Origin of the sequence: Leptospira langatensis (assembly GCF_004770615.1) — a bacterium.
Taxonomy (GTDB): Bacteria; Spirochaetota; Leptospiria; order Leptospirales; family Leptospiraceae; genus Leptospira_B; species Leptospira_B langatensis.
This window is the reverse complement of record NZ_RQER01000011.1, coordinates 192,453-210,842: the sequence shown is the minus strand read 5'-3', so window position 1 is coordinate 210,842 and position 18,390 is coordinate 192,453. Positions and strand designations below refer to the sequence as shown.

15 protein-coding genes are annotated in these 18,390 nt (G+C 46.5%); 4 read left to right on the top strand and 11 right to left on the bottom strand.

From position 1 onward, the window contains the following. The first annotated feature begins 118 nt into the window (after positions 1-118). Positions 119-1,378 carry an MFS transporter gene (locus EHO57_RS17065; protein ID WP_135642101.1) on the top strand — a complete coding sequence of 420 codons (1,260 nt, stop codon included), beginning with the start codon at positions 119-121 and terminating at the stop codon, positions 1,376-1,378. Positions 1,379-1,446: 68 nt separating this feature from the next. Here EHO57_RS17065 and EHO57_RS17060 read toward each other — a convergent pair whose 3' ends face one another. From EHO57_RS17060 to EHO57_RS17035, 6 genes are all read right to left on the bottom strand, one after another. Then, on the bottom strand, positions 1,447-1,917 hold the full coding sequence (locus EHO57_RS17060; protein WP_135642099.1) for a rod-binding protein: 471 nt from the start codon (positions 1,915-1,917) through the stop codon (positions 1,447-1,449). Beyond that, positions 1,917-2,987: a flagellar basal body P-ring protein FlgI gene (locus tag EHO57_RS17055; protein WP_135642097.1), complete on the bottom strand. Its 1,071-nt coding sequence runs from the start codon at positions 2,985-2,987 to the stop codon at positions 1,917-1,919. The genes EHO57_RS17060 and EHO57_RS17055 overlap by 1 nt, the downstream gene beginning before the upstream one ends. Further along, positions 2,984-3,649 (bottom strand): flagellar basal body L-ring protein FlgH, encoded by a 666-nt coding sequence (locus tag EHO57_RS17050; RefSeq protein ID WP_135642095.1) that lies wholly within the window; start codon positions 3,647-3,649, stop codon positions 2,984-2,986. Before EHO57_RS17050 ends, EHO57_RS17055 begins: the two co-directional genes overlap by 4 nt. Position 3,650: 1 nt before the next feature. Then, positions 3,651-4,484: a flagellar basal body P-ring formation chaperone FlgA gene (gene flgA, locus EHO57_RS17045; protein ID WP_246050767.1), complete on the bottom strand. Its 834-nt coding sequence runs from the start codon at positions 4,482-4,484 to the stop codon at positions 3,651-3,653. Between the two features lie 80 nt (positions 4,485-4,564). Beyond that, complete coding sequence (gene flgG, locus EHO57_RS17040) at positions 4,565-5,362, bottom strand: flagellar basal-body rod protein FlgG (protein ID WP_135642091.1); 798 nt, start codon at positions 5,360-5,362, stop codon at positions 4,565-4,567. A 101-nt stretch (positions 5,363-5,463) separates the two neighbouring features. Beyond that, on the bottom strand, positions 5,464-6,615 hold the full coding sequence (locus tag EHO57_RS17035) for a site-specific DNA-methyltransferase (RefSeq protein ID WP_135642089.1): 1,152 nt from the start codon (positions 6,613-6,615) through the stop codon (positions 5,464-5,466). Between the two features lie 185 nt (positions 6,616-6,800). Here EHO57_RS17035 and EHO57_RS17030 point away from each other — a divergent pair, with 185 nt between their 5' ends. The 3 genes from EHO57_RS17030 to EHO57_RS17020 all read left to right on the top strand — a co-directional run bounded on the left by EHO57_RS17030 (position 6,801) and on the right by EHO57_RS17020 (position 10,414). Next, on the top strand, positions 6,801-7,313 hold the full coding sequence (locus tag EHO57_RS17030; protein WP_135642087.1) for a hypothetical protein: 513 nt from the start codon (positions 6,801-6,803) through the stop codon (positions 7,311-7,313). Continuing rightward, positions 7,310-8,164 (top strand): penicillin-binding transpeptidase domain-containing protein, encoded by an 855-nt coding sequence (locus tag EHO57_RS17025; protein ID WP_135642085.1) that lies wholly within the window; start codon positions 7,310-7,312, stop codon positions 8,162-8,164. The genes EHO57_RS17030 and EHO57_RS17025 overlap by 4 nt, the downstream gene beginning before the upstream one ends. Positions 8,165-8,248: 84 nt before the next feature. Further along, positions 8,249-10,414: a cation:proton antiporter domain-containing protein gene (locus tag EHO57_RS17020; protein ID WP_135642083.1), complete on the top strand. Its 2,166-nt coding sequence runs from the start codon at positions 8,249-8,251 to the stop codon at positions 10,412-10,414. A 247-nt stretch (positions 10,415-10,661) separates the two neighbouring features. On the opposite strand, the gene EHO57_RS17015 is transcribed toward EHO57_RS17020, so the two are convergent. The 5 genes from EHO57_RS17015 to kdpA are packed head-to-tail and all read right to left on the bottom strand — an operon-like array spanning position 10,662 to position 18,386. Next, positions 10,662-11,351 (bottom strand): response regulator, encoded by a 690-nt coding sequence (locus EHO57_RS17015; RefSeq protein ID WP_135642081.1) that lies wholly within the window; start codon positions 11,349-11,351, stop codon positions 10,662-10,664. After that, positions 11,344-14,019 carry a sensor histidine kinase gene (locus tag EHO57_RS17010; protein ID WP_135642080.1) on the bottom strand — a complete coding sequence of 892 codons (2,676 nt, stop codon included), beginning with the start codon at positions 14,017-14,019 and terminating at the stop codon, positions 11,344-11,346. The genes EHO57_RS17015 and EHO57_RS17010 overlap by 8 nt, the downstream gene beginning before the upstream one ends. A gap of 31 nt (positions 14,020-14,050) precedes the next feature. Then, positions 14,051-14,605, bottom strand: a complete 555-nt coding sequence (gene kdpC / locus EHO57_RS17005) for a potassium-transporting ATPase subunit KdpC (protein ID WP_135642078.1) — start codon at positions 14,603-14,605, stop codon at positions 14,051-14,053. Further along, complete coding sequence (gene kdpB / locus EHO57_RS17000) at positions 14,602-16,692, bottom strand: potassium-transporting ATPase subunit KdpB (protein ID WP_135642076.1); 2,091 nt, start codon at positions 16,690-16,692, stop codon at positions 14,602-14,604. The genes kdpC and kdpB overlap by 4 nt, the downstream gene beginning before the upstream one ends. Before the next feature lie 14 nt (positions 16,693-16,706). Then, positions 16,707-18,386, bottom strand: coding sequence for a potassium-transporting ATPase subunit KdpA (gene kdpA / locus EHO57_RS16995; protein WP_135642074.1), 1,680 nt, complete (start codon positions 18,384-18,386; stop codon positions 16,707-16,709). Positions 18,387-18,390: the final 4 nt, after the last annotated feature.

Sequence of the window (18,390 nt, the reverse complement as noted above, 5' to 3'; positions counted from 1 at the left end):
GGTCGAAAAATAGTTAAAAATGCAAATTTTTTAGGAAAAATCCTGCAAGAAGGCTTTACTTCAAGTGCACTTTAACTTGTAGAATATACCTTAAAAAAAGTTTACCAATCGGAAAAACATGAAACCAGTTTTTACTAAATATCAAATTTTTCTAATAGTCTTATTAGCTTTTCTACAATTCACCATCGTATTGGATTTTATGATCCTCTCCCCTATGGGAGTCTTCGTGATGAAGGAACTGAAGATCGCAACAAACCAATTCGGCTTAGTCGTATCCGCGTACGCTTTCAGTGCGGGTATTTCCGGGATCTTGGCCGCGGGGTTTGCGGATAAATTCGACAGAAAAAAATTCCTGCTATTCTTTTACGCAGGTTTCGTTATAGGCACAGTACTTTGCGGGATCGCACCGAATTACGATTTCCTTCTGATGGCAAGGATCATCACCGGATTCTTTGCCGGAGTCATTTCCTCTATCAGCTTCGCGATCATCGCGGATCTATTCACAATGGAAGTTAGAGGAAGAGTAATGGGTTTAGTGATGACCGCATTCGCCGCCAGCCAAGTTGCGGGACTTCCGATCGGAATGTATTTCTCCACAATCTGGGGATGGAGAGCTCCTTTCCTAATGATCGCAGCCATTGCAGGTCTATCCGGGGTCATCGCTTTAGTCTATATGGAACCGATCGTCGGACACTTAAACCAAAGAACGGAAAAGCATCCATTCACTCACCTGATCTCTACCTTGGGCAAGGGAAAGTACCTGCCGGGGTTCGCTGCCACTATGCTTCTTCCTACCGGCGGATACATGCTTATGCCTTTCGGAAGTGCATTCACAGTTCATAATATGGGAATAGCGCCGGAAAGCTTGGCTCTTATTTATATGATCACCGGGATCAGTTCCATTGTAGTTGGACCGATCATGGGAAGGATCAGCGACGCCGTCGGAAAATATCCGGTCTTTGCAGCAGGTTCGATTGCAGCGATCCCGATTGTCATCTACTATACCAGTTTAGGCGCGACGCCACTTTGGTTCGTGATCACAGTGAACTGCGTGCTCTTCGCTGCGATCACTTCTAGGATCGTTTCCGCAAGCGCACTGAACTCGGCAGTACCGGAGGTACAGGATAGAGGAGCATATATGGCGATCAGCTCTTCGATGCAACAGGTCTCCGGAGGAGTTGCCGCCGGGGTTGCAGGTATGATCGTTGTCCAAGCTCCAAGCGGATATCTGATAGGATACGCAAACCTAGGGTATGTCGTAGCCTGCACCACTTTTATCACCGTGCTAATGATGTACAAAGTAGATCGATTGGTAAAGGGCAAAGCTCAGGCGTTGCAAGGGCAATCGACCCCTACGCCTCAGTTCAGCGAGAATTAAGAGGAAAATTCTAAGAGAGATCTATATGGAAAGAAAAAGAAAGTTAGTTCCCTTTCGAAATTTTTCCGTCAGACCTTTGCGTTTAGCTTGGAAAGCGGGGGAAGATTCGAAGATAAGGACTGATAAATTTGTTCCGCAAGACCAAGAGAAGAATTTGCGGAAAGATTTTTGGAATACTCGTCGTAGAGCATATCTTCGAAAATTTCTTCTGCGTAACCCCCATCTATAAGTCCCGACTTATGGACGGTGGTTTTCATCTCTTTCAACATCATCTTAACGAAAATGGATTCGAATTCGACGGATGCATCATATAGCTTCTTTCGATACGGATCCTGGTTGATCTCTTCCTTAATATTATGAGGCATCTTCACTTCGGAAGAGGAAACTTTTCCGGAGAGATTCTCGTTGAACTCTTCTCTTAAAGCCTCTGGGAATGTCTTTCCCTGCTTTAAGGTTTTCTCTTCTCTCAGAAGCCTTTGCACTTCCGGTCTTTCAGTAAGATTCAAACGGTTTTGATAGTCTTGGATATGGTCGATCATTACTGTATCTCCAGTTCTGCGTGCAATGCCCCTGCCGCTTTCAACGCTTCTAAAATTGCGATAATATCTCTTGTAGAAGCTCCCACCTTGTTCAATGCTTCCACCACATCCGAAACTTGAGTGGACTCTTCGATCAAGAAGGTTTCTTTCGTTGGCAAAGTCTCTCTGCTCGAAAGTCTTGCAGGTCTTCTGTTCTTATCCGCAACGGAAAGACTTAAGCCCGAACGAGCGACCGCAACTTCGTCTATGGAAATATTCCCTCCCATAACGATGACCCCGGATCTTTCATTGATGACTACTTTTGCCTTAGAGCTGGATTCGACGGTTAGATTTTCCAGATCCGAGAGAAGATCCAGTAAACCCGGGGATTTTGCAGAGAAACCGGTGCCCACTTCAACTACTACTTCGGAGGGAGTCAATGCTTGGATTGCTTCCGGTTTGATGCCGAATTTCTCGGGAACGATCTCTTTGATGCGATTGACCACATTGTTCATTAAGGAGAAGTCTTGGGACTTGAGACGGACGACTACTCTTCGATTCGAAAAGAAGTCTTCCTTCATTTCCGATTCTACGATAGCACCTTGGTGGACGATCCCAACAGTCTTCTTAGAGGCTCTACCGAGTCCTGTCGCATTTTCGGCCTTACCTCCAAAGGAGATGACCCCGCTTGCAACCGCATAGATCTTATCATTTGCAGTTTTCAGAGGAGATTGTAAGAGTACACCGCCTTCCAAAGACTTTGCATCTCCTATAGAAGAAACGGTAACGTCCAGTCTGTCCCCTTTTCTTGCGTAAGAAGGAATATTAGCGGTGATCAATACGGATGCGATATTCTTGGTTTGCTCGGGCTTGAGATTCGCATCCACGCCAAGATTCTTTAAGTAATTCTTCAAACCCTCGCTGGTCATAGGAGTCTTCGTATCTCCCGTTCCAGGAAGACCGACCACGATCCCATAACCTGTGATCTGATTGTCTCGGATCCCTTCTATCTTTGCTAAATCCTTCAAACGGACTTCCGCAGCGGACAAGGAAAGAGAGAATATTAGAAAAAGAAAAAGTAGTTTTCTCATCTAGATTCTCCTAAGAGTCGATTCAACTGCTCTAAAATATATCTTTGCTTTTCTTCTTCCGAAAGTTCCGCTTTTACGGTAACCGTTCCATCCGGATTATTGATCGTTTTCAGAGCGATCGGAGGCTGCAGGTTCTTAGGTTCTATTCTTCCGGTGAATTGGATCTGCAGATCTGCGATCCGATCCGCATCTACCGAATTATCTCTCGCCAAGAATTCAGGAGACACTCTTCCGCTTAGTAGGACCTGGGAAGGTTCTCCGTTATAGGTAGAAGATCTTTGGCCTTGCAGAGTTAGAAGTCCGGTATTCGCGTCCACTGCAGTCACTACAGCGGTCATATTCCCTTTCAATCTTCCTAAGGACTTGATCTTGCCTTTGTTCTTTCTGACGATCGTACGGTCGGTATTGTAAGCGGGATTGTCCGGAATGATCTTCTTATCCGGAACGGCCTTGATCGTGATATTCTCATCCGCAGTGGATTCTATCTCGAAATCCGCGGTGAACCCTTCTTTCAATTTCACGAAGATGGTAGAACCCACTCTCAAGTTCTGATTGCGAGAATACGGATTCTTATCCTGCCATTGAGAAAGATCCTGAGCGAATATTCCCGCCAGGCTAAAAAGCAGAAGAGTGATCAGTGCTTGGAAAACTTTACGGATCATATCAATTCTCCAAAAGGACAGTGCCCTTCTCCACAACTCTTGCCATGAGTTTCCCTTCTTTAGAATGAGAAGAAACCTCTACAGACTCGCCTATATTACCGGAACTTAATGCCTTTGTCTTCGCCTTTATGACTAGGTTTCCCTTAGTATACACGAGGTTTACATCCCCGCCTCTTTGCACATCGTATAGGAACCGGAACTGTTTCTTACGAAGTAGCTCTCCGGTTTGTATATCTTTCAATGCGGTAGAACCGATATCCGCATTCGAGAGACCGTCCGTAAAGGTGTCTTCCATATATACGATCCTTTCTTCCAGATCGCTCGCCTTCAGTTTTTGGCCTTTCGGGATTTCCTTATTTGCGAAAAGTGCGGAAGTCTTCTTCTCTACCTTGAATTTGATCCTTTGAGTATGGACCTTTCTATGTTCATAATAAAAATCTAAAGAAGCTACGATCTGGCCCGCATGCAATACCTGGGGAAGACCGGCCCATTTCAGATCCACTCCCTTGCTCGGAACCAACCTTTCTCCATCTAGATAAGTGATCCTAAAATCTTCCGACTTGGTTTCCGGAAGTTTTGCGATCTCTTGAGATAGACTTTCTTGGAGATCTTCCGGATCTAGTTCAGAGTTCAAAGGTAGGATCAAGGTTTCTTTTCCGCTCACCGCAATCTCAGGTAAGATCTGTCTTAGATCGTCCGGCCTCAAAAGAATGGGCTCCTTTATATTCCTTAGAACGACCCTATCTTTGATCCCGCCCGGAAGTTTTGCGATCTCGGAAAGTGTGACTTCTTCTTTTTGAGTGAGTAATTTACCACGTAGGTATACTGCGTCCATCGCATCCAAAGAATTCCAACGAAGGCTACTTAACCCCGTCAGAATGCAGAATAGAAGGAAAAGACGCAGGCTCATCCTAATTAACGTTTAAGACCGATCGCAGTGGAAAGCATATTGTCGGAAGTTTGGATGGCCTTGGAATTGGATTCGTATGCTCTTTGAGCCACGATCATGTTCACCATCTCTTCTACGATCTTCACGTTAGACATCTCTAAGAAACCTTGGAGAACATTCCCGAACCCTTCCATGCCTGGGGTTCCAGGGATCTCCGGACCGGATGCAACTGTCTCTTGGAATAAGTTCTTACCGATCGCTTGCAAACCGGCAGGGTTCACGAAGCGATACAATTCCACTTGTCCGATCACAGTCGGACGAATATCAGCGCCGATCTTTACGGTAACTTCTCCTTGCTCGGAGATCATGAGTGTGTTCAGGATGGCTCCTTCCGGAAGAATGATAGGCGGTTCTAATAGATATCCATTAGAGGTAACTACTTGTTGGTTGGAATCTATTTTGTAAGAACCGTCTCTGGTATAAGCGAAACTTCCGTCCGGCATTTGGATCTTGAAGAATCCCATCTCGCTTGTGATCGCGAGGTCGAGCTTATTCCCGGTTGCTTGAAAGGAACCGATCTCGAATAATTTCTGAGAAGCGGCCGCTCTTACCCCGTGACCCACATTCACTCCGGTGGGGATCTCACTCACGGAAGTAGCAGGAGTTCCTGCCAGTACCATATGCTGGTAAACGAGATCTTCGAAGTCGGCTCGGTTCTTTTTGAATCCGGTGGTGTTTACGTTCGCCAAGTTGTTGGAAATCGTATCTATATGAAATTGCTGTGCGATCATTCCTGTCGCAGCGGTCCAAAGAGAACGCATCATTTGAGTTGTACCTCTGGGTACCTATCGGCGGATTCCGAAATTTCCCCAGGGGTTTTGGCGTTTTTCCGGGGAATTTTCGGTGGAAGGAGATCCTACAGACTCTATTTCAGGTTCCGGAACACTACGCAGCGATTGGAATTCGTCCCCTTCTCATTATTCGAAACATTCCAACAATTGGCGAGTTTCGTGAACTTTTGGTCATTGATATAGGTATTCTCCCAAACCAGGCCGGTATTTTCGGCACAGCGGATCACATATTCGTCCAGATTGAAGACAGTCTTTCCTTTTCGAACCTCTCCAACTTCCATTACCACGATCCCGCCAGGCTTCACGACTCGGGAAAGTTCAGCCAGGGTTCCCTGAATGAATTCGCACCAACCCGCCAAGGTCGCGAAGATGCTGGGTTTTTGGTCCTTCTCTAGTTGGATATCTAAGAACCAGTAACGGAGCCAATTGTCTTCCTCGTAATTGACCTTGTCCAAGAAGGGAGGGCTTGTCACTACCAGATCCACCGCGCTCTCAGGCAGATCCAATAGGTCCAAAGAAGAATTGTTGGTATAGCGATTTCGGGAAGAAAACTCATGGTAGAAAGGTGGTAGGATCTCCTTCAAATCCCGCTTCATCTTCTGGAAGATCCTAGGTTGGATCTCTCTATAATCCGGAAAGAGTCCCTTCTTCTCATTATTCTTTTTTTGGGCCAAGGGAGGAATAGAGATCTGAGGAAAACTATATACGGAAAAGAATCCGTTGCTATGGCCATGCAAACGAGAAAGTGCGGTCAGTCCAAGATACTGCAACTCGGGAGAATCTTCCTGAGAAAGGATCCTCTTCAGGTTCTTGATCTCTTTTAAGGTATCCTTATGATAGAAATGCAGAAGGTCCGAGTCTTCTTTTTCTTCCGGAAGCTTCTTCTTTAGATCCAGAGAATAAAGAGTCTTCTCCAATTTTTCAAGAGAAGGAACATACTGTCTCGCCTTCGCTAAATACAAGGACATTGGGCTGATATCGTTGTGGATAGCGGCATGTCCTTCTAGGTTCGCTTGGACAGAAGTGGTCCCTCTTCCACCGAACGGATCGAATACGACTCCTCTTTTATTTCCCAAATATTTCCCGATGAAGAAGGAAGGAAGCTCCGGTTTGAAAGAGGCTCTGTAGCTAACGACGTAATGGATCGGATGAGCCTGTCTTTGTTTGGAAGTCCAGAATTCCCCGGTTAGTATCTTTCTTTCTTTTTTGCGAACTGCTCCGTTCATCCGTCCCGCCTTTCTTTTCTAAATTTTCGGTAGAAGGAGCGAATTGGCCGCGGGCTTTTTACAAACTTGTCTGGGACATAAAAAACGAAACTGGGAAGTCCTACGGAAATACTTGTCCGGAAGAAGAACCGAGAAATGCTAGCAATATCTTCTCTGTTTAGAGAGGAAAGAACGAGAGAGAAAGAATGCTGGCAAACAAAACGATAGGATCCTTGTACGAAGAATTTCTTCGGGAGAAGAGAACGAACCGAAGGTTCGAACTCGCAGGACTCTATATCGGGTATGGCGCTTACGTAATCAGCTTATCCATCGTATTTGCGTTCAAAAAAGAGGATCCCCTCTTCTCCGCTATGTTCTTTTTGGGATTGTTTACTAGGACTGCGAGCCTTATGATCGGTAGAGTCTATCTCGTCCCGAAGATCTTTCTTGGGCTTCTCTCAAACGATGCTTCCGAAAGGGATCTTGCTTGGGAAACCATCCATTCGCATCGGGAGGAGATCGTAGGAAGGCTAGCCCGTAATATCTTCGGCTGGAACGATGCAAGCGAGCTCTATTCCATGGATCGGGAAGAAATGACGGAGTTCGTGCAGGATCATACCCGGATCAATTGGAGAAGGATAGGCAGGATCTTTTTATTCTTCTATATTCCGATCGCAATTTTTGTGACCTATCTGACTATTTACGCCTGGTTCTCATGAAAGTTATATTATGTTTCTCTTGTATTCTAATTTTTGTATCTTGTTCCGTAAGAACAGGAACCGATTCCCCTAAGTTAGAAAAAGAAGAACTCTCCTTATCCGACAAAAAGGTCTGTATCCTTCTCGCAGAATTGGGAGAAGGGAACCTTCTCCGTGTAGGAGAAGCCTCTTGCAAGCAAACTGCTCCTTCTATGTATATATTTCAACCGGTACTTGCGCTTGCTGCCTTGGAAACCGGAGGCTTAAAGGATCCTCATGGAAATCTTCCTTGGGATAAGACCAAATTCCCGTACTTGCGCTGGCAGAAGGAACAGAACTTAAGATCCGCCTTAGAGAATTCTACGATCTGGTATTTCCAGAAGCTTTGGATGGACACCGGTGCAGCGAAGATCGGAGGCTGGCTCGGCGCCATAGGACTTCCCACATCGGTCCCAAGCGATCCGAACCGCGTATTCTGGATGGACGGAGGCTATGTTTGGACCGCGGAGGAATTCTATTCCTTCTTATGGAAATTGTTCGATGGGGAATTGGACCTTCGCGAGAAAAACAAAAGAGCAGTGTTAGAAGGATTGGAAAGGATCCCGGGAGAAGTGAAAAATCCGTCCGGCTCTCATCGCTTGGAAGGGAATTGGGGATCGTATAAGGAGTTCTATTCGGACTCAGGCACTGGCTATGCCGGAGGAAGAAGCGTTTCTTGGTATTGGTTCCTTTGGAAGAAGGAAAAGAAATCCTATCTATTCCTCACTCGATTAGAAAGCGAAACAGAAAGCTTCTCTTCCCTAGAGGCGGCAAAGTTCGGAATCTCTTACTTACGGGAAAAAGGGCTTTGGGAAAGATATTTCTCCAACTGATAGCATCAGATTCTTCTTTTCTCAATTGATTAGTTTTAGCAATATGGAATATATTCTTGCCGGTTGGTTTTTTAGAATTTTAGAATGAAACGAAACGTAATCTTCTATCTGCTATTGATCCTTTTCTCCGTTGCTGCCTTCCTACTCGTCGTTAAACAAGGCCAATCGTTGGAAGTGGCTAAGATCGGAACGATCACAGAAACCGCCTCTACGCAGATCACCACCGACTCGGCTTTGGAGACTTGGAAGAAAGCCGGAGCGCGTCTTTGGAAGGGATTTCACGAACCTCTTCCTCTTCTACTATTACAAATCGCTATCGTAATTGTCGCCACTCGTATCGTGGGGAAATTGTCGGTAAAACTAAGACAACCTTTCGTGATCGGAGAGATCCTCGCGGGTATTCTGCTCGGACCTTCCCTATTGGGCGCTCTGGCGCCCGAAATGTACCAGTTCTTATTCCCCAAGACCTCTCTGGGATCCTTGCAGTTATTAAGCCAGATCGGACTGGTCTTCTTCATGTTCGTGGTGGGAATGGAATTGGATCTGAAGATCCTCAGGAACCAGGCGGACTCCGCAATACTCATCTCTCACGCAAGTATTCTTCTTCCCTTTTTATTGGGTGCGATACTCGCGATGTCCCAGTATACGAACCTGGCCCCTCCGGGAGTAAACTTCCTATCCTACTCTCTTTTTATGGGAATAGGAATGAGTATCACAGCATTTCCGGTACTGGCAAGGATCGTTCAGGAAAGAGGGCTCACTAAGACAAAATTAGGCGGCCTGGCTCTTACCTGCGCGGCCTCCGACGATATAACGGCTTGGTGTCTTCTTGCATTAGTGATCGCATTAGTCCAGGCAGGCGGTCTATTGCCTGCCCTTCTTACAATGGTCCTTGCCTTAGTTTATGTTTTCGTTATGTGGAAGATCGTCCAACCTGCTATGCATAGAGCAGGGAGGATCTTTACCAATAGAGAAGCTTTCACTAAGATGGCCGTCGCATTCTTTCTATTATTCCCAGTTGCCTCCGCTTGGATCACTGAATCCATCGGTATCCATGCTCTATTCGGCGCATTCTTGGCAGGCGTTGTTATGCCTGACAAACCCAAGCTTAGGACACTTCTCGCGGAAAAAGTAGAGGACGTCAGCACCGCCATCTTCCTCCCTTTGTTCTTCGCGTTAACCGGTATTAGAACGCAGATCGGACTCCTATCCGAAGGACATCTTTGGACCGATTTCCTACTCATCTTACTTGTTGCGATCTCCGGTAAATTCTTAGGTAGTGCGATCGCTGCCAAGATCTCCGGAAAGAATTGGAAAGAATCCCTCTCCTTAGGAGCTCTCATGAACACGAGAGGTCTTATGGAACTCATCGTCCTGAATATCGGATACGATATAGGCGTTCTTTCTTCTCAAGTATTCTCTATGATGGTGCTCATGGCTCTTGTAACCACTTACATGACCGGACCTACCTTAAATTTAATTGAGAAATTATTCACCGCGGAGAAGGACCAAAAAGAAGGCGGGATATTAGTAGCATTCGCATTGCATTCGAGAGGAGTAGACCTACTCAGACTTGCAGGTGGTTTATTCAGCAAGGGGAATAGACAAAAAGAAGTTACCGCACTTCACCTGACCCCGGATTCATGGATCTCCGGTAAGACTGCGCAAAAATACGAGAAGACCAGCTTCGAACCTTTATTCAAACTTTCTAAAGAACTCGGACTCAAATTAAATACATTATACAAACCTTCGGATAATGTTACCAGAGATATCCTGAAAACTATTCAGACCGGGAATTACAGCATGTTCCTAACAGGGGGAGCAAGATCGCTATTCAGCGACGATGTGTTAGGGGGGAAGATCCGTACCCTTCTCTCCGAATCGGATGGGAACGCCGGAATATTGGTCTCAGAAAAATTAGGAGATATCAAGAAGATCATCTTAGCTGTTTATTCCGACAAAGACGTGAGCCTGTTGAATCTATCCCAATCCCTCTCTAAGAATCTGGGTGCGAAACTTTCTCTATGGGACCCAAGAGGAAGAGTGCCTCATCTTTCCCAAAAAGATAGGAACCTTCTGAAAAAAGAAAAGACCCCGATCCTTCGTGGAGAAGATCCCCATGTTCTTTCCGAGGCGGATCTTATTCTTTGCGGCCTCGAAACTTGGGAAGAAGAGACCGAATTAAGAAACTGGGAACTCTCCGACGGCGCCGGTCTGCTTTTGGTCCGTTATAAAGAAAAAGAAAATTAGAAAAAGGCAATATACTGCCATGTGCATAGTTCCCACAGCTTTTAAAGGGAATTTTTGCGTTTGCAAAGAAAGGGCTTTTCTGATATAGCGACGGAGTGCGTCCCACTGGGGACCCACCTCCCCACCCGATGAGGGCGGGGGCCGCCCTACTTTCTTATCCAACTTGATTTTGCTTCACTTTGCTCAGCAACCCTAATGGGAATCTCACTCCCTATGGGTCGTTCGATTGGGTGGGGGCCGTGCTGGTCTAATCCTCCGATCTCAAGAAATACCCTACTCCTGGTTCCGTGATCAGGATCTCAGGCTTCGAAGGATCTTTCTCGATCTTCTTTCGGATCTGGTTCACGTAGACCCTCAAATAACCCGCTTCTCCTAGTTGATTCGGGCCCCAGAGTTCCTTCAGGATCTGGGTTTGCGTCACTATCTTGCCGGGATAACTTGCCAACAATTTCATAAAAGAATATTCAGTAGGAGTGAGCCTAACTTCTTTTCCGTCGATCGTAACCTTGCGGGACCCGAAATCGATCTCCAGATTTCCAATCCTTACTTTTACATCCGTCTTTTCGGGAGAGGAATGTCTGAGTAAGACCCTAACTCTTGCAAGCAATTCTCCCACGCCGAAGGGTTTGGAAAGATAGTCGTCCGCTCCCGCATCCAAAAGAAGGATCTTATCCTTCTCCGAGGCACGCACACTTAAGACCAAGACGGGGACCTTGGAACCGGACTCTCGGATCTGCTTTAAGAATTCTTCTCCTCCCTTGTCCGGAAGTCCTAGATCTAAGATGATCGCATCCGGACGGACCATATAAAGTTTTGATAACGCGTCTTCGACGGAGATCGCTTCTTCTACTTTATAGCCTTCTTGTTCGAAGGCCATTCTCAATAGTCTTCTAATTTGCACCTCGTCGTCTATGACGAGAATGATCGGGCTAGACAAATTCGTCCTCCAAAGGTGGGAAGGTCAAAACCGGGATCCGTATGGAGAATCTGGCCCCACCTTCCGGTTTATTCTCCGCCCAGATCTTTCCTCCCTGCGCTTCTACGAGACCCCTGCAAATGGATAGACCGAGCCCTGTCCCCTGCACTTCTCCAGGACCCTTTAGGAATTTCTCAAAGATCTTTTCTTCCTGACCAGGAGGAACACCAGGTCCATTATCCTCTACCGTTAATAGAAGATGATCTTTCGGAACGCTTGCTCGCAAAACTACCGAAGTATTCTTTCCTGAATGTAGGAATGCATTTTGGATGAGATGCACTAAAACCTGTCCCATCAACCGATGATCCATTCTGACTAAGGGCATATTCTCGTCGGCAATCGCCACCAAGGAATGTCCCTCCTTCTCATCTTCTGCCAATTTCACTGCATCGTTTACGAGATCGGCAGGATCTTCCCATTGCAAATCCAAATGCAATTTTCCGGACTCTAAGCGAGACATGTCCAAAAGATCCGATACCAATCGGTCCAATTTCTTATACGCTGTCCTGATCTCAGAGACCAGACTGGAATCCTTGGTAGAAAGAGAAGGATCCGCTCCTTCCAGCAGATCCAAGGAAGCACGAATAACGGTCAACGGAGTCCTAAAGTCATGACTAACGGAATTGAATAAAGCAGAGTAAAATCTCTCCGACTCCTCGGCCATTTTTGCAGTGGCACGGATCCCTAAGAGCTGTATCCTTTCCAATGCTAAAGATAGTTGGCTAAGCATGGAAAATAGAAGTGCCTCTTCTTCTAATTCCAAGGGAGGCTTTTCTTCCCGGTCTAGTCCGAGTACTCCGAAACATCCTCCAGGAGATAATAGAGGAAGATATAAGCCTCTCGACATAGGGACTGTATCCGTAGACTTTCCGGAAGGTTTTCTATTTTGGAAGGTCCAATTTGCGAGCGCGAACTCTCTCATGTCCGGTCTAAAATCACTTTTTGCGTTCGGAGTGTTGGAAAGCCTTCCTTCCTTATCCGCCAATACCAATAGAATGGGGGAATGAAACGTACTTCGAATGGATTCCATAGCAACGGAAACAATTTCGTCTAACGAATGAGCCTTAGATAAAGATGTTGAAAGCCTGTATAGTCCGGAAAGCGCCTCTTCTCCGCTTTGCAGAGCGTCCTCTCTGGACCTAAGTCGCGTGGTCAATACCCCGAGCACGATCGCTAATAAAAAATAGGTACCGAACATCATCCAGTCTTCCATCTTTTCTATGTAGAATGTGAACTTGGGGGGAATAAAAAGAAAATTCCAGAAGACTGCACTTAAGGCAGCGGTGACTAAGACCGGCCCTCTTCCCGCAAATAGGGAAACGAACATTATAAAAAATAGATATATGAGGCCTATAGACCAATATCCTGCGAAGGTATTTAACAAAAGATTAAAGGAGGTAACCCCCATGAGCGCCAAGAAAGACAGAAAGTATTGTACCGGCTTAGAACGGGCCCCCCACCAGAATGGACTGAAACGATTTGGCGCCTTATCCTTAGAAGCGTCCGTTGGAGCAAGAATGACCTGAAAATCCCCCGATTCACGGCTCAATCTATCTACGAAAGATCCGCCTTCTAAAAGCCATGAGATCCTTGTTTTCCCGCTTCTTCCTACCACCACATGAGTGGCCTTGGTCCTTTGGACCGCACGAAGTATCCCTCTCACAGGATCCTTTTCGGAGAGGCTTAGGATCTCAGATCCCAACTCTCTGGCAAACTGTAGATTTTCTCGAAGAGTGTTCTTATCTTCCTCGCTTAGATTCTTTCCTTCGTCCACATAGACCGTAACCCAAGGACATTTCAGACCGAATGCAATTCGTTTCGCATAACGTATTAATTCCGCACCTCCCGCTGACGGGCCGATCGCAACTAAGATCTTTTCCGAAAGTTTGGAATCCTTAGTCGGTTCCAAACGAGAAAGCTCTCGATCTACTAGTTTTGATGTATAACTTAAGGATAATTCTCTCAGGGCGGTCAGGTTCGGGACCCGAAAGAAGGAATTCAGAGCCTGGGGAACCTTCTCGCCCGGATATACCTTCCCTTCTTTCAATCGCTTGATCAGATCCTCAGGAACTAAGTCGATGAGCTCCACCTCATCCGCAACTTCTAAAATGGAATCGGGAACTCTTTCCATGACTGGAGCTCCGGAGATCTCTTCCACAATGCTTGCACGGCTCTCTAAATGTTGCACATTCAACGTGGAGTAGACGTTGATCCCGTGATCTAGGATCTCCAAAACGTCCTGGTATCTCTTCGGATGTCTAGAGCCTGGCACATTTGTATGAGCTAGCTCATCCACAAGTACCAGATCCGGTTTTTTTTCTAGGATGGAATCCAGATCCATCTCTTCCAGATCGACGCCCTTATACTTACTTCTCTTGCGGGGAATTTTAGGAAGTCCCTCCGCTTGGACCTCCGTCTCCTTTCTATTATGAGTTTCTAAATAACCGATCCAGACATCAGCTCCTTCCGACCTTGCCTTCTGTGCATCTCTGAGCATTTCAAACGTCTTACCTACGCCTGCGGCCATTCCGAAGAAGATCTTCAGTCTTCCTCGGTGTGGCTTCTCTTCCCCTCCGATCCTAGAAAGCAATTCATCCGGATCCAATCTATTTTCTTCAGGTATACTCACTGAAAACACATCATTATTATATAATATTTCCTTATCTGATCGTATTCAGCTTTATATTCAATTTCAGCACATTGATCTTAGGGGATCCGAATAATCCCCATTGAGGTCCTTCTATAGAATTCGTAACTAAATTCTCTAAGGCCTGCAACTCTTCTTTAGAATATCCTCTTTCTTTCGCGACCAAAGGGATCTGGTATCGGATCGCCTCCGGACTCAAGTGAGGATCTAAACCGCTTGCAGATGCATGCAATAATTCGGAAGGAACCGGACCTTCCCCGCCCCTTGCCATCCAATAGCTTCTTCTTTCTTCCACACTCTTTTGCAGGTTAGAACTCGTAGGCCCCTGGTTGGAAGCTCCCCCTGCCGACGGATCGTAATTCGAAGCGGAGGGTCTTACATGAAAGTATTTGGGGGATGCAAACTGCTGAGCCAGTAGTTCCGACCCCACTACTCTATCCCCTTCTTTTAATATGGAACCGGAAGCCTCCTTAGAAAAGAAAAGTTTAGAGGTCCCAAACACAAAGGCGGGATATAAGATCCCACAGACCAGACTCCAAAGTATAAAATGCGCCAATGCTCGTATCATACAAAGATTCCTTTTGTAAATTTCAAGATCATGTCTATCAGCTTGATCGCCAAGAATGGTAGGATCAGTCCTCCAAACCCGTATATGAATACGTTCCTTGCAAGCACAGAGTCCGCTCCAATGGGCTTGTATTCCACTCCCTTTAGAGCGAGAGGAACAAGAAATACCAGGATCAATGCGTTAAAGATCACCGCACTCAATACTGCAGATTCAGGACTTTCAAATCCCAGAATATTCAGGATCGATAATGCTCCTTTCCCAAATACGGGATAGAGTCCCGCAAACATAGCAGGCAGGATCACAAAGTATTTGGAAACATCGTTCGCAATACTGAATGTAGTGAGAGATCCTCTTGTCATCAATAGTTGCTTTCCTATCTCTACGATCTCGATGAGCTTCGTAGGATTGCTATCCAGATCTATCATATTCCCCGCTTCCCTTGCGGTTTGGGTCCCAGTATTCATGGCAACTCCCACATCCGCTTGTGCCAAAGCAGGCGCATCATTCGTTCCATCTCCGATCATTGCGACTAACTTACCGCCCGCCTGTTCTTCTCGGATCCTTTTGAGTTTGGTCTCAGGCGTTGCTTCCGCGATAAAATCATCCACTCCCGCTTCCGCTGCGATTGCCGCTGCAGTCAATGGATTATCCCCTGTGATCATCACTGTCCGAATTCCCATCTGCCTAAGTCTTGCAAACCTTTCTCGGATGCCCCCTTTCACTATGTCTTTCAGATGTACGACTCCCAGGATCTCTCTTCCTTCGGAGACAACCAGAGGTGTTCCTCCTTCTCTTGCAATCTCATCCACGATGTCGGTGACTTCTCTAGGGAATTCTCCTCCCAAGCTAACGATATAATTTCGAATGGATTCCGAGGCTCCCTTTCGAATTCCAGGCTTGGACTTCCTGTCCGGACTAGGATCGAAATCAACACCGCTCATCTTCGTCTTTGCGGTAAACGGGACGAACCTTCCTCCTAACTCGGAAAGATTCCTTGCTCTTAAACCGAACTTCTCCTTTGCCAAGACGACAATCGATCTTCCTTCCGGAGTTTCATCGGAGAGAGAAGAAAGTTGAGCCGCATCAGCTAATGTGCGTTCGCTGATCCCTGGAGAAGGAACGAATCTGGTCGCCATTCTGTTCCCGAGAGTGATTGTTCCTGTTTTGTCGAGAAGAAGCACATCGATATCTCCGGCCGCCTCAATAGCCCTTCCCGACTTAGCGATCACATTCCTTCTCATCAAGCGATCCATTCCGCTGATCCCAATCGCAGAAAGAAGTCCTCCGATGGTAGTAGGGATCAAACACACTAATAGACCGACTAACGCAGGAAAGGATCCGGCGAGACCCAAGCTTCCTCCTCCCTCTTTTTGGCTATAGAAAACTGCAGGAACGAGAGCCGTAATGGCCACTAGAAATACCAAGGACAATGCGGATAATAATATAGAGAGAGCGATCTCATTCGGAGTCTTTTGGCGAGAGGCTCCTTCGACAAGAGAGATCATTTTATCCAAGAAGGTCTTTCCCGGGTCGGTAGTGATCTGCACTATGATCTTATCGCTTAATACCTTGGTCCCTCCTGTGACTGCGGATCTGTCTCCTCCGGATTCTCGGATCACGGGTGCGGATTCCCCGGTGATCGCGGATTCATCCACAGAGGCGATCCCTTGGATCACTTCTCCGTCTCCCGGGATCAGATCGCCTGCCTCGCAAATCACCTTGTCTCCCGTTCTCAATTCGGAAGAAGGAAGACTGATCTCTGAGGAGCCGTTTAATTTTCGTGCCTGGGATTCCTTTCTAGTCTTCTTCAAGGATTCTGCCTTGGCCTTTCCTCGCCCTTCTGCCAATGCCTCCGCAAAATTCGCAAATAGAACTGTGGCCCAAAGCCAAAGAGAGATCTGCATTCCGAAATAGAAATTGCCCTTCTCCGAAAAAAGATCCACTGTAGTAAGGATAGCTCCCACATATACCAGGAACATGACGGGATTCTTCCATTGGATCCTGGGATCCAATTTCAAGAAGGAATCCAAAACGGCCCGTAAGATCAACTTCGGATCTTGGAAAAAAGAAGTATTTTTGTTTTTCATACTATTATAAAACCTTAAAACTTAGTTCCCGCGGGAAGAAGGATATGCTCCACTCCCGGTCCGAGCACTAACATAGGGAGAAATGTGAGAGCTCCCACTAAAATGATAATGGAAAGAAGCAGCAGTACGAAGAGTGGACTCTCTGTAGAGAATGTACCTTCTCCTTTAGGAGCCTGCTTCTTACCCAATAAGGCCGCGCCCAGTCCAAGGGCAGGAAGGATGACTGCAAATCTTCCAAGCAGCATACAGAAAGAGAGAGCCGAGTTATAGAAAGGAGTATTCGCGTTCAAACCCGCAAATGCAGACCCGTTATTCCCCGCCGCAGAAGCAAACGCGTATAGGATCTCCGTCAAACCGTGAGGCCCCTGGTTCGCTCTCGAAGACGATCCTAGATCGGAGACGAGTGCAATTGCAGTGAAGACCAAGATACTCAAACCAGGTGCTAAGACACCAAGTAGTGCAAACTTCACTTCTCTGGATTCTATCTTCTTGCCGAAATATTCGGGAGTTCTTCCTACCATCAGGCCCGCAATGAATACGGTGAGAATGACGTAGAACAGCATTCCCACGAGACCGACTCCCACTCCGCCAAAGACAACTTCCCCTAAAAGTATATTCCAAACCGCCACACCTCCCGCTAAGGGAGAAAAGCTATCATGCATCGCATTCACTGATCCGTTAGACGCTGCTGTAGTAGCAGTCCCCCAAAGAATGCTTTGCGAGATCCCAAAGCGAGTTTCCTTTCCTTCCCAAGCTCCCGAAAAGATATGTTCCGAATATAGAGCCACTCCCAGACTGATAGCGAATAGGATCGCCATTCCAAGAAAAATAGAAAGCCCTGCTTTCCAAGAACCCACCCATTTTCCGTATGCAAACGGAAGAGCTCCCGGGATCAAAAGGATCAAGAGGCATTGGACCCAACTGGAAAAAGAAGTGGGATTCTCGAACGGATGAGCGGAATTCACTCCAAAGAATCCTCCCCCATTCGTCCCCAATTGTTTGATCGCGATCTGAGAAGCCGCCGGTCCAAGAGGGATCTTAACCGATTGTCCCTCCAATCCAATGGAGTTCACGTAAGGCGAAAAATCCATCACGACTCCTTGAGCGACTAAGGCGAGTGCAACCACAAGGGAGATCGGTAAAAGAATATATAATATACTTCTCGTAAGATCCTGATAGAAATTCCCGAGAATTCCGGATCCGCTCGGCTTAGAAGCAATCCCTCTTACTAAGGCGACAAGAACTGCAATCCCAACGCCCGCGCTTACAAAGTTCTGCACTCCGAGCAAAAGCATCTGGCTTGTATAAGAGAGCGCAACTTCTCCAGAATACGCCTGCCAGTTCGTGTTCGTCACAAAACTGACTGCGGTATTCCAAGCAAGGTCCCAAGGAACTCCCGGTTTGGATTCCGGATTTCCAGGTATATATTCCTGGAAATGAAGCCCTAACGTTACGAAGAATAGACAAAGGATCGTAAATGAAAGAATATCCCAGGCATATCTTCCGAAGCCGGAAGGAGTCTCTTCTTTCGTTTTGGTAATTCGATAGAAGAGACTTTCCAAGTGGGCAATCGGTCCGAATATTTTCGGAAGGTCCCCGTCCATGACTCTTGCAATATAGATCCCAAGCCAGGGAGAGAGAAGGAAGAGTGCCGCAAAATATAGAAAGAAGAAGATCGCATCGTTTCCGTTCATTCAG

Coding starts and splice junctions, on each gene's coding strand:
- kdpC (WP_135642078.1), bottom strand. CDS start 14,605: ATGATACGAGCATTGGCGCATTTTATACTTTGGAGTCTGGTCTGTGGG.
- EHO57_RS17030 (WP_135642087.1), top strand. CDS start 6,801: ATGCTGGCAAACAAAACGATAGGATCCTTGTACGAAGAATTTCTTCGG.
- EHO57_RS17020 (WP_135642083.1), top strand. CDS start 8,249: ATGAAACGAAACGTAATCTTCTATCTGCTATTGATCCTTTTCTCCGTT.
- EHO57_RS17055 (WP_135642097.1), bottom strand. CDS start 2,987: ATGAGAAAACTACTTTTTCTTTTTCTAATATTCTCTCTTTCCTTGTCC.
- EHO57_RS17035 (WP_135642089.1), bottom strand. CDS start 6,615: ATGAACGGAGCAGTTCGCAAAAAAGAAAGAAAGATACTAACCGGGGAA.
- EHO57_RS17060 (WP_135642099.1), bottom strand. CDS start 1,917: ATGATCGACCATATCCAAGACTATCAAAACCGTTTGAATCTTACTGAA.
- flgA (WP_246050767.1), bottom strand. CDS start 4,484: ATGGACGCAGTATACCTACGTGGTAAATTACTCACTCAAAAAGAAGAA.
- flgG (WP_135642091.1), bottom strand. CDS start 5,362: ATGATGCGTTCTCTTTGGACCGCTGCGACAGGAATGATCGCACAGCAA.
- EHO57_RS17050 (WP_135642095.1), bottom strand. CDS start 3,649: ATGATCCGTAAAGTTTTCCAAGCACTGATCACTCTTCTGCTTTTTAGC.
- EHO57_RS17065 (WP_135642101.1), top strand. CDS start 119: ATGAAACCAGTTTTTACTAAATATCAAATTTTTCTAATAGTCTTATTA.
- kdpA (WP_135642074.1), bottom strand. CDS start 18,386: ATGAACGGAAACGATGCGATCTTCTTCTTTCTATATTTTGCGGCACTC.
- kdpB (WP_135642076.1), bottom strand. CDS start 16,692: ATGAAAAACAAAAATACTTCTTTTTTCCAAGATCCGAAGTTGATCTTA.
- EHO57_RS17025 (WP_135642085.1), top strand. CDS start 7,310: ATGAAAGTTATATTATGTTTCTCTTGTATTCTAATTTTTGTATCTTGT.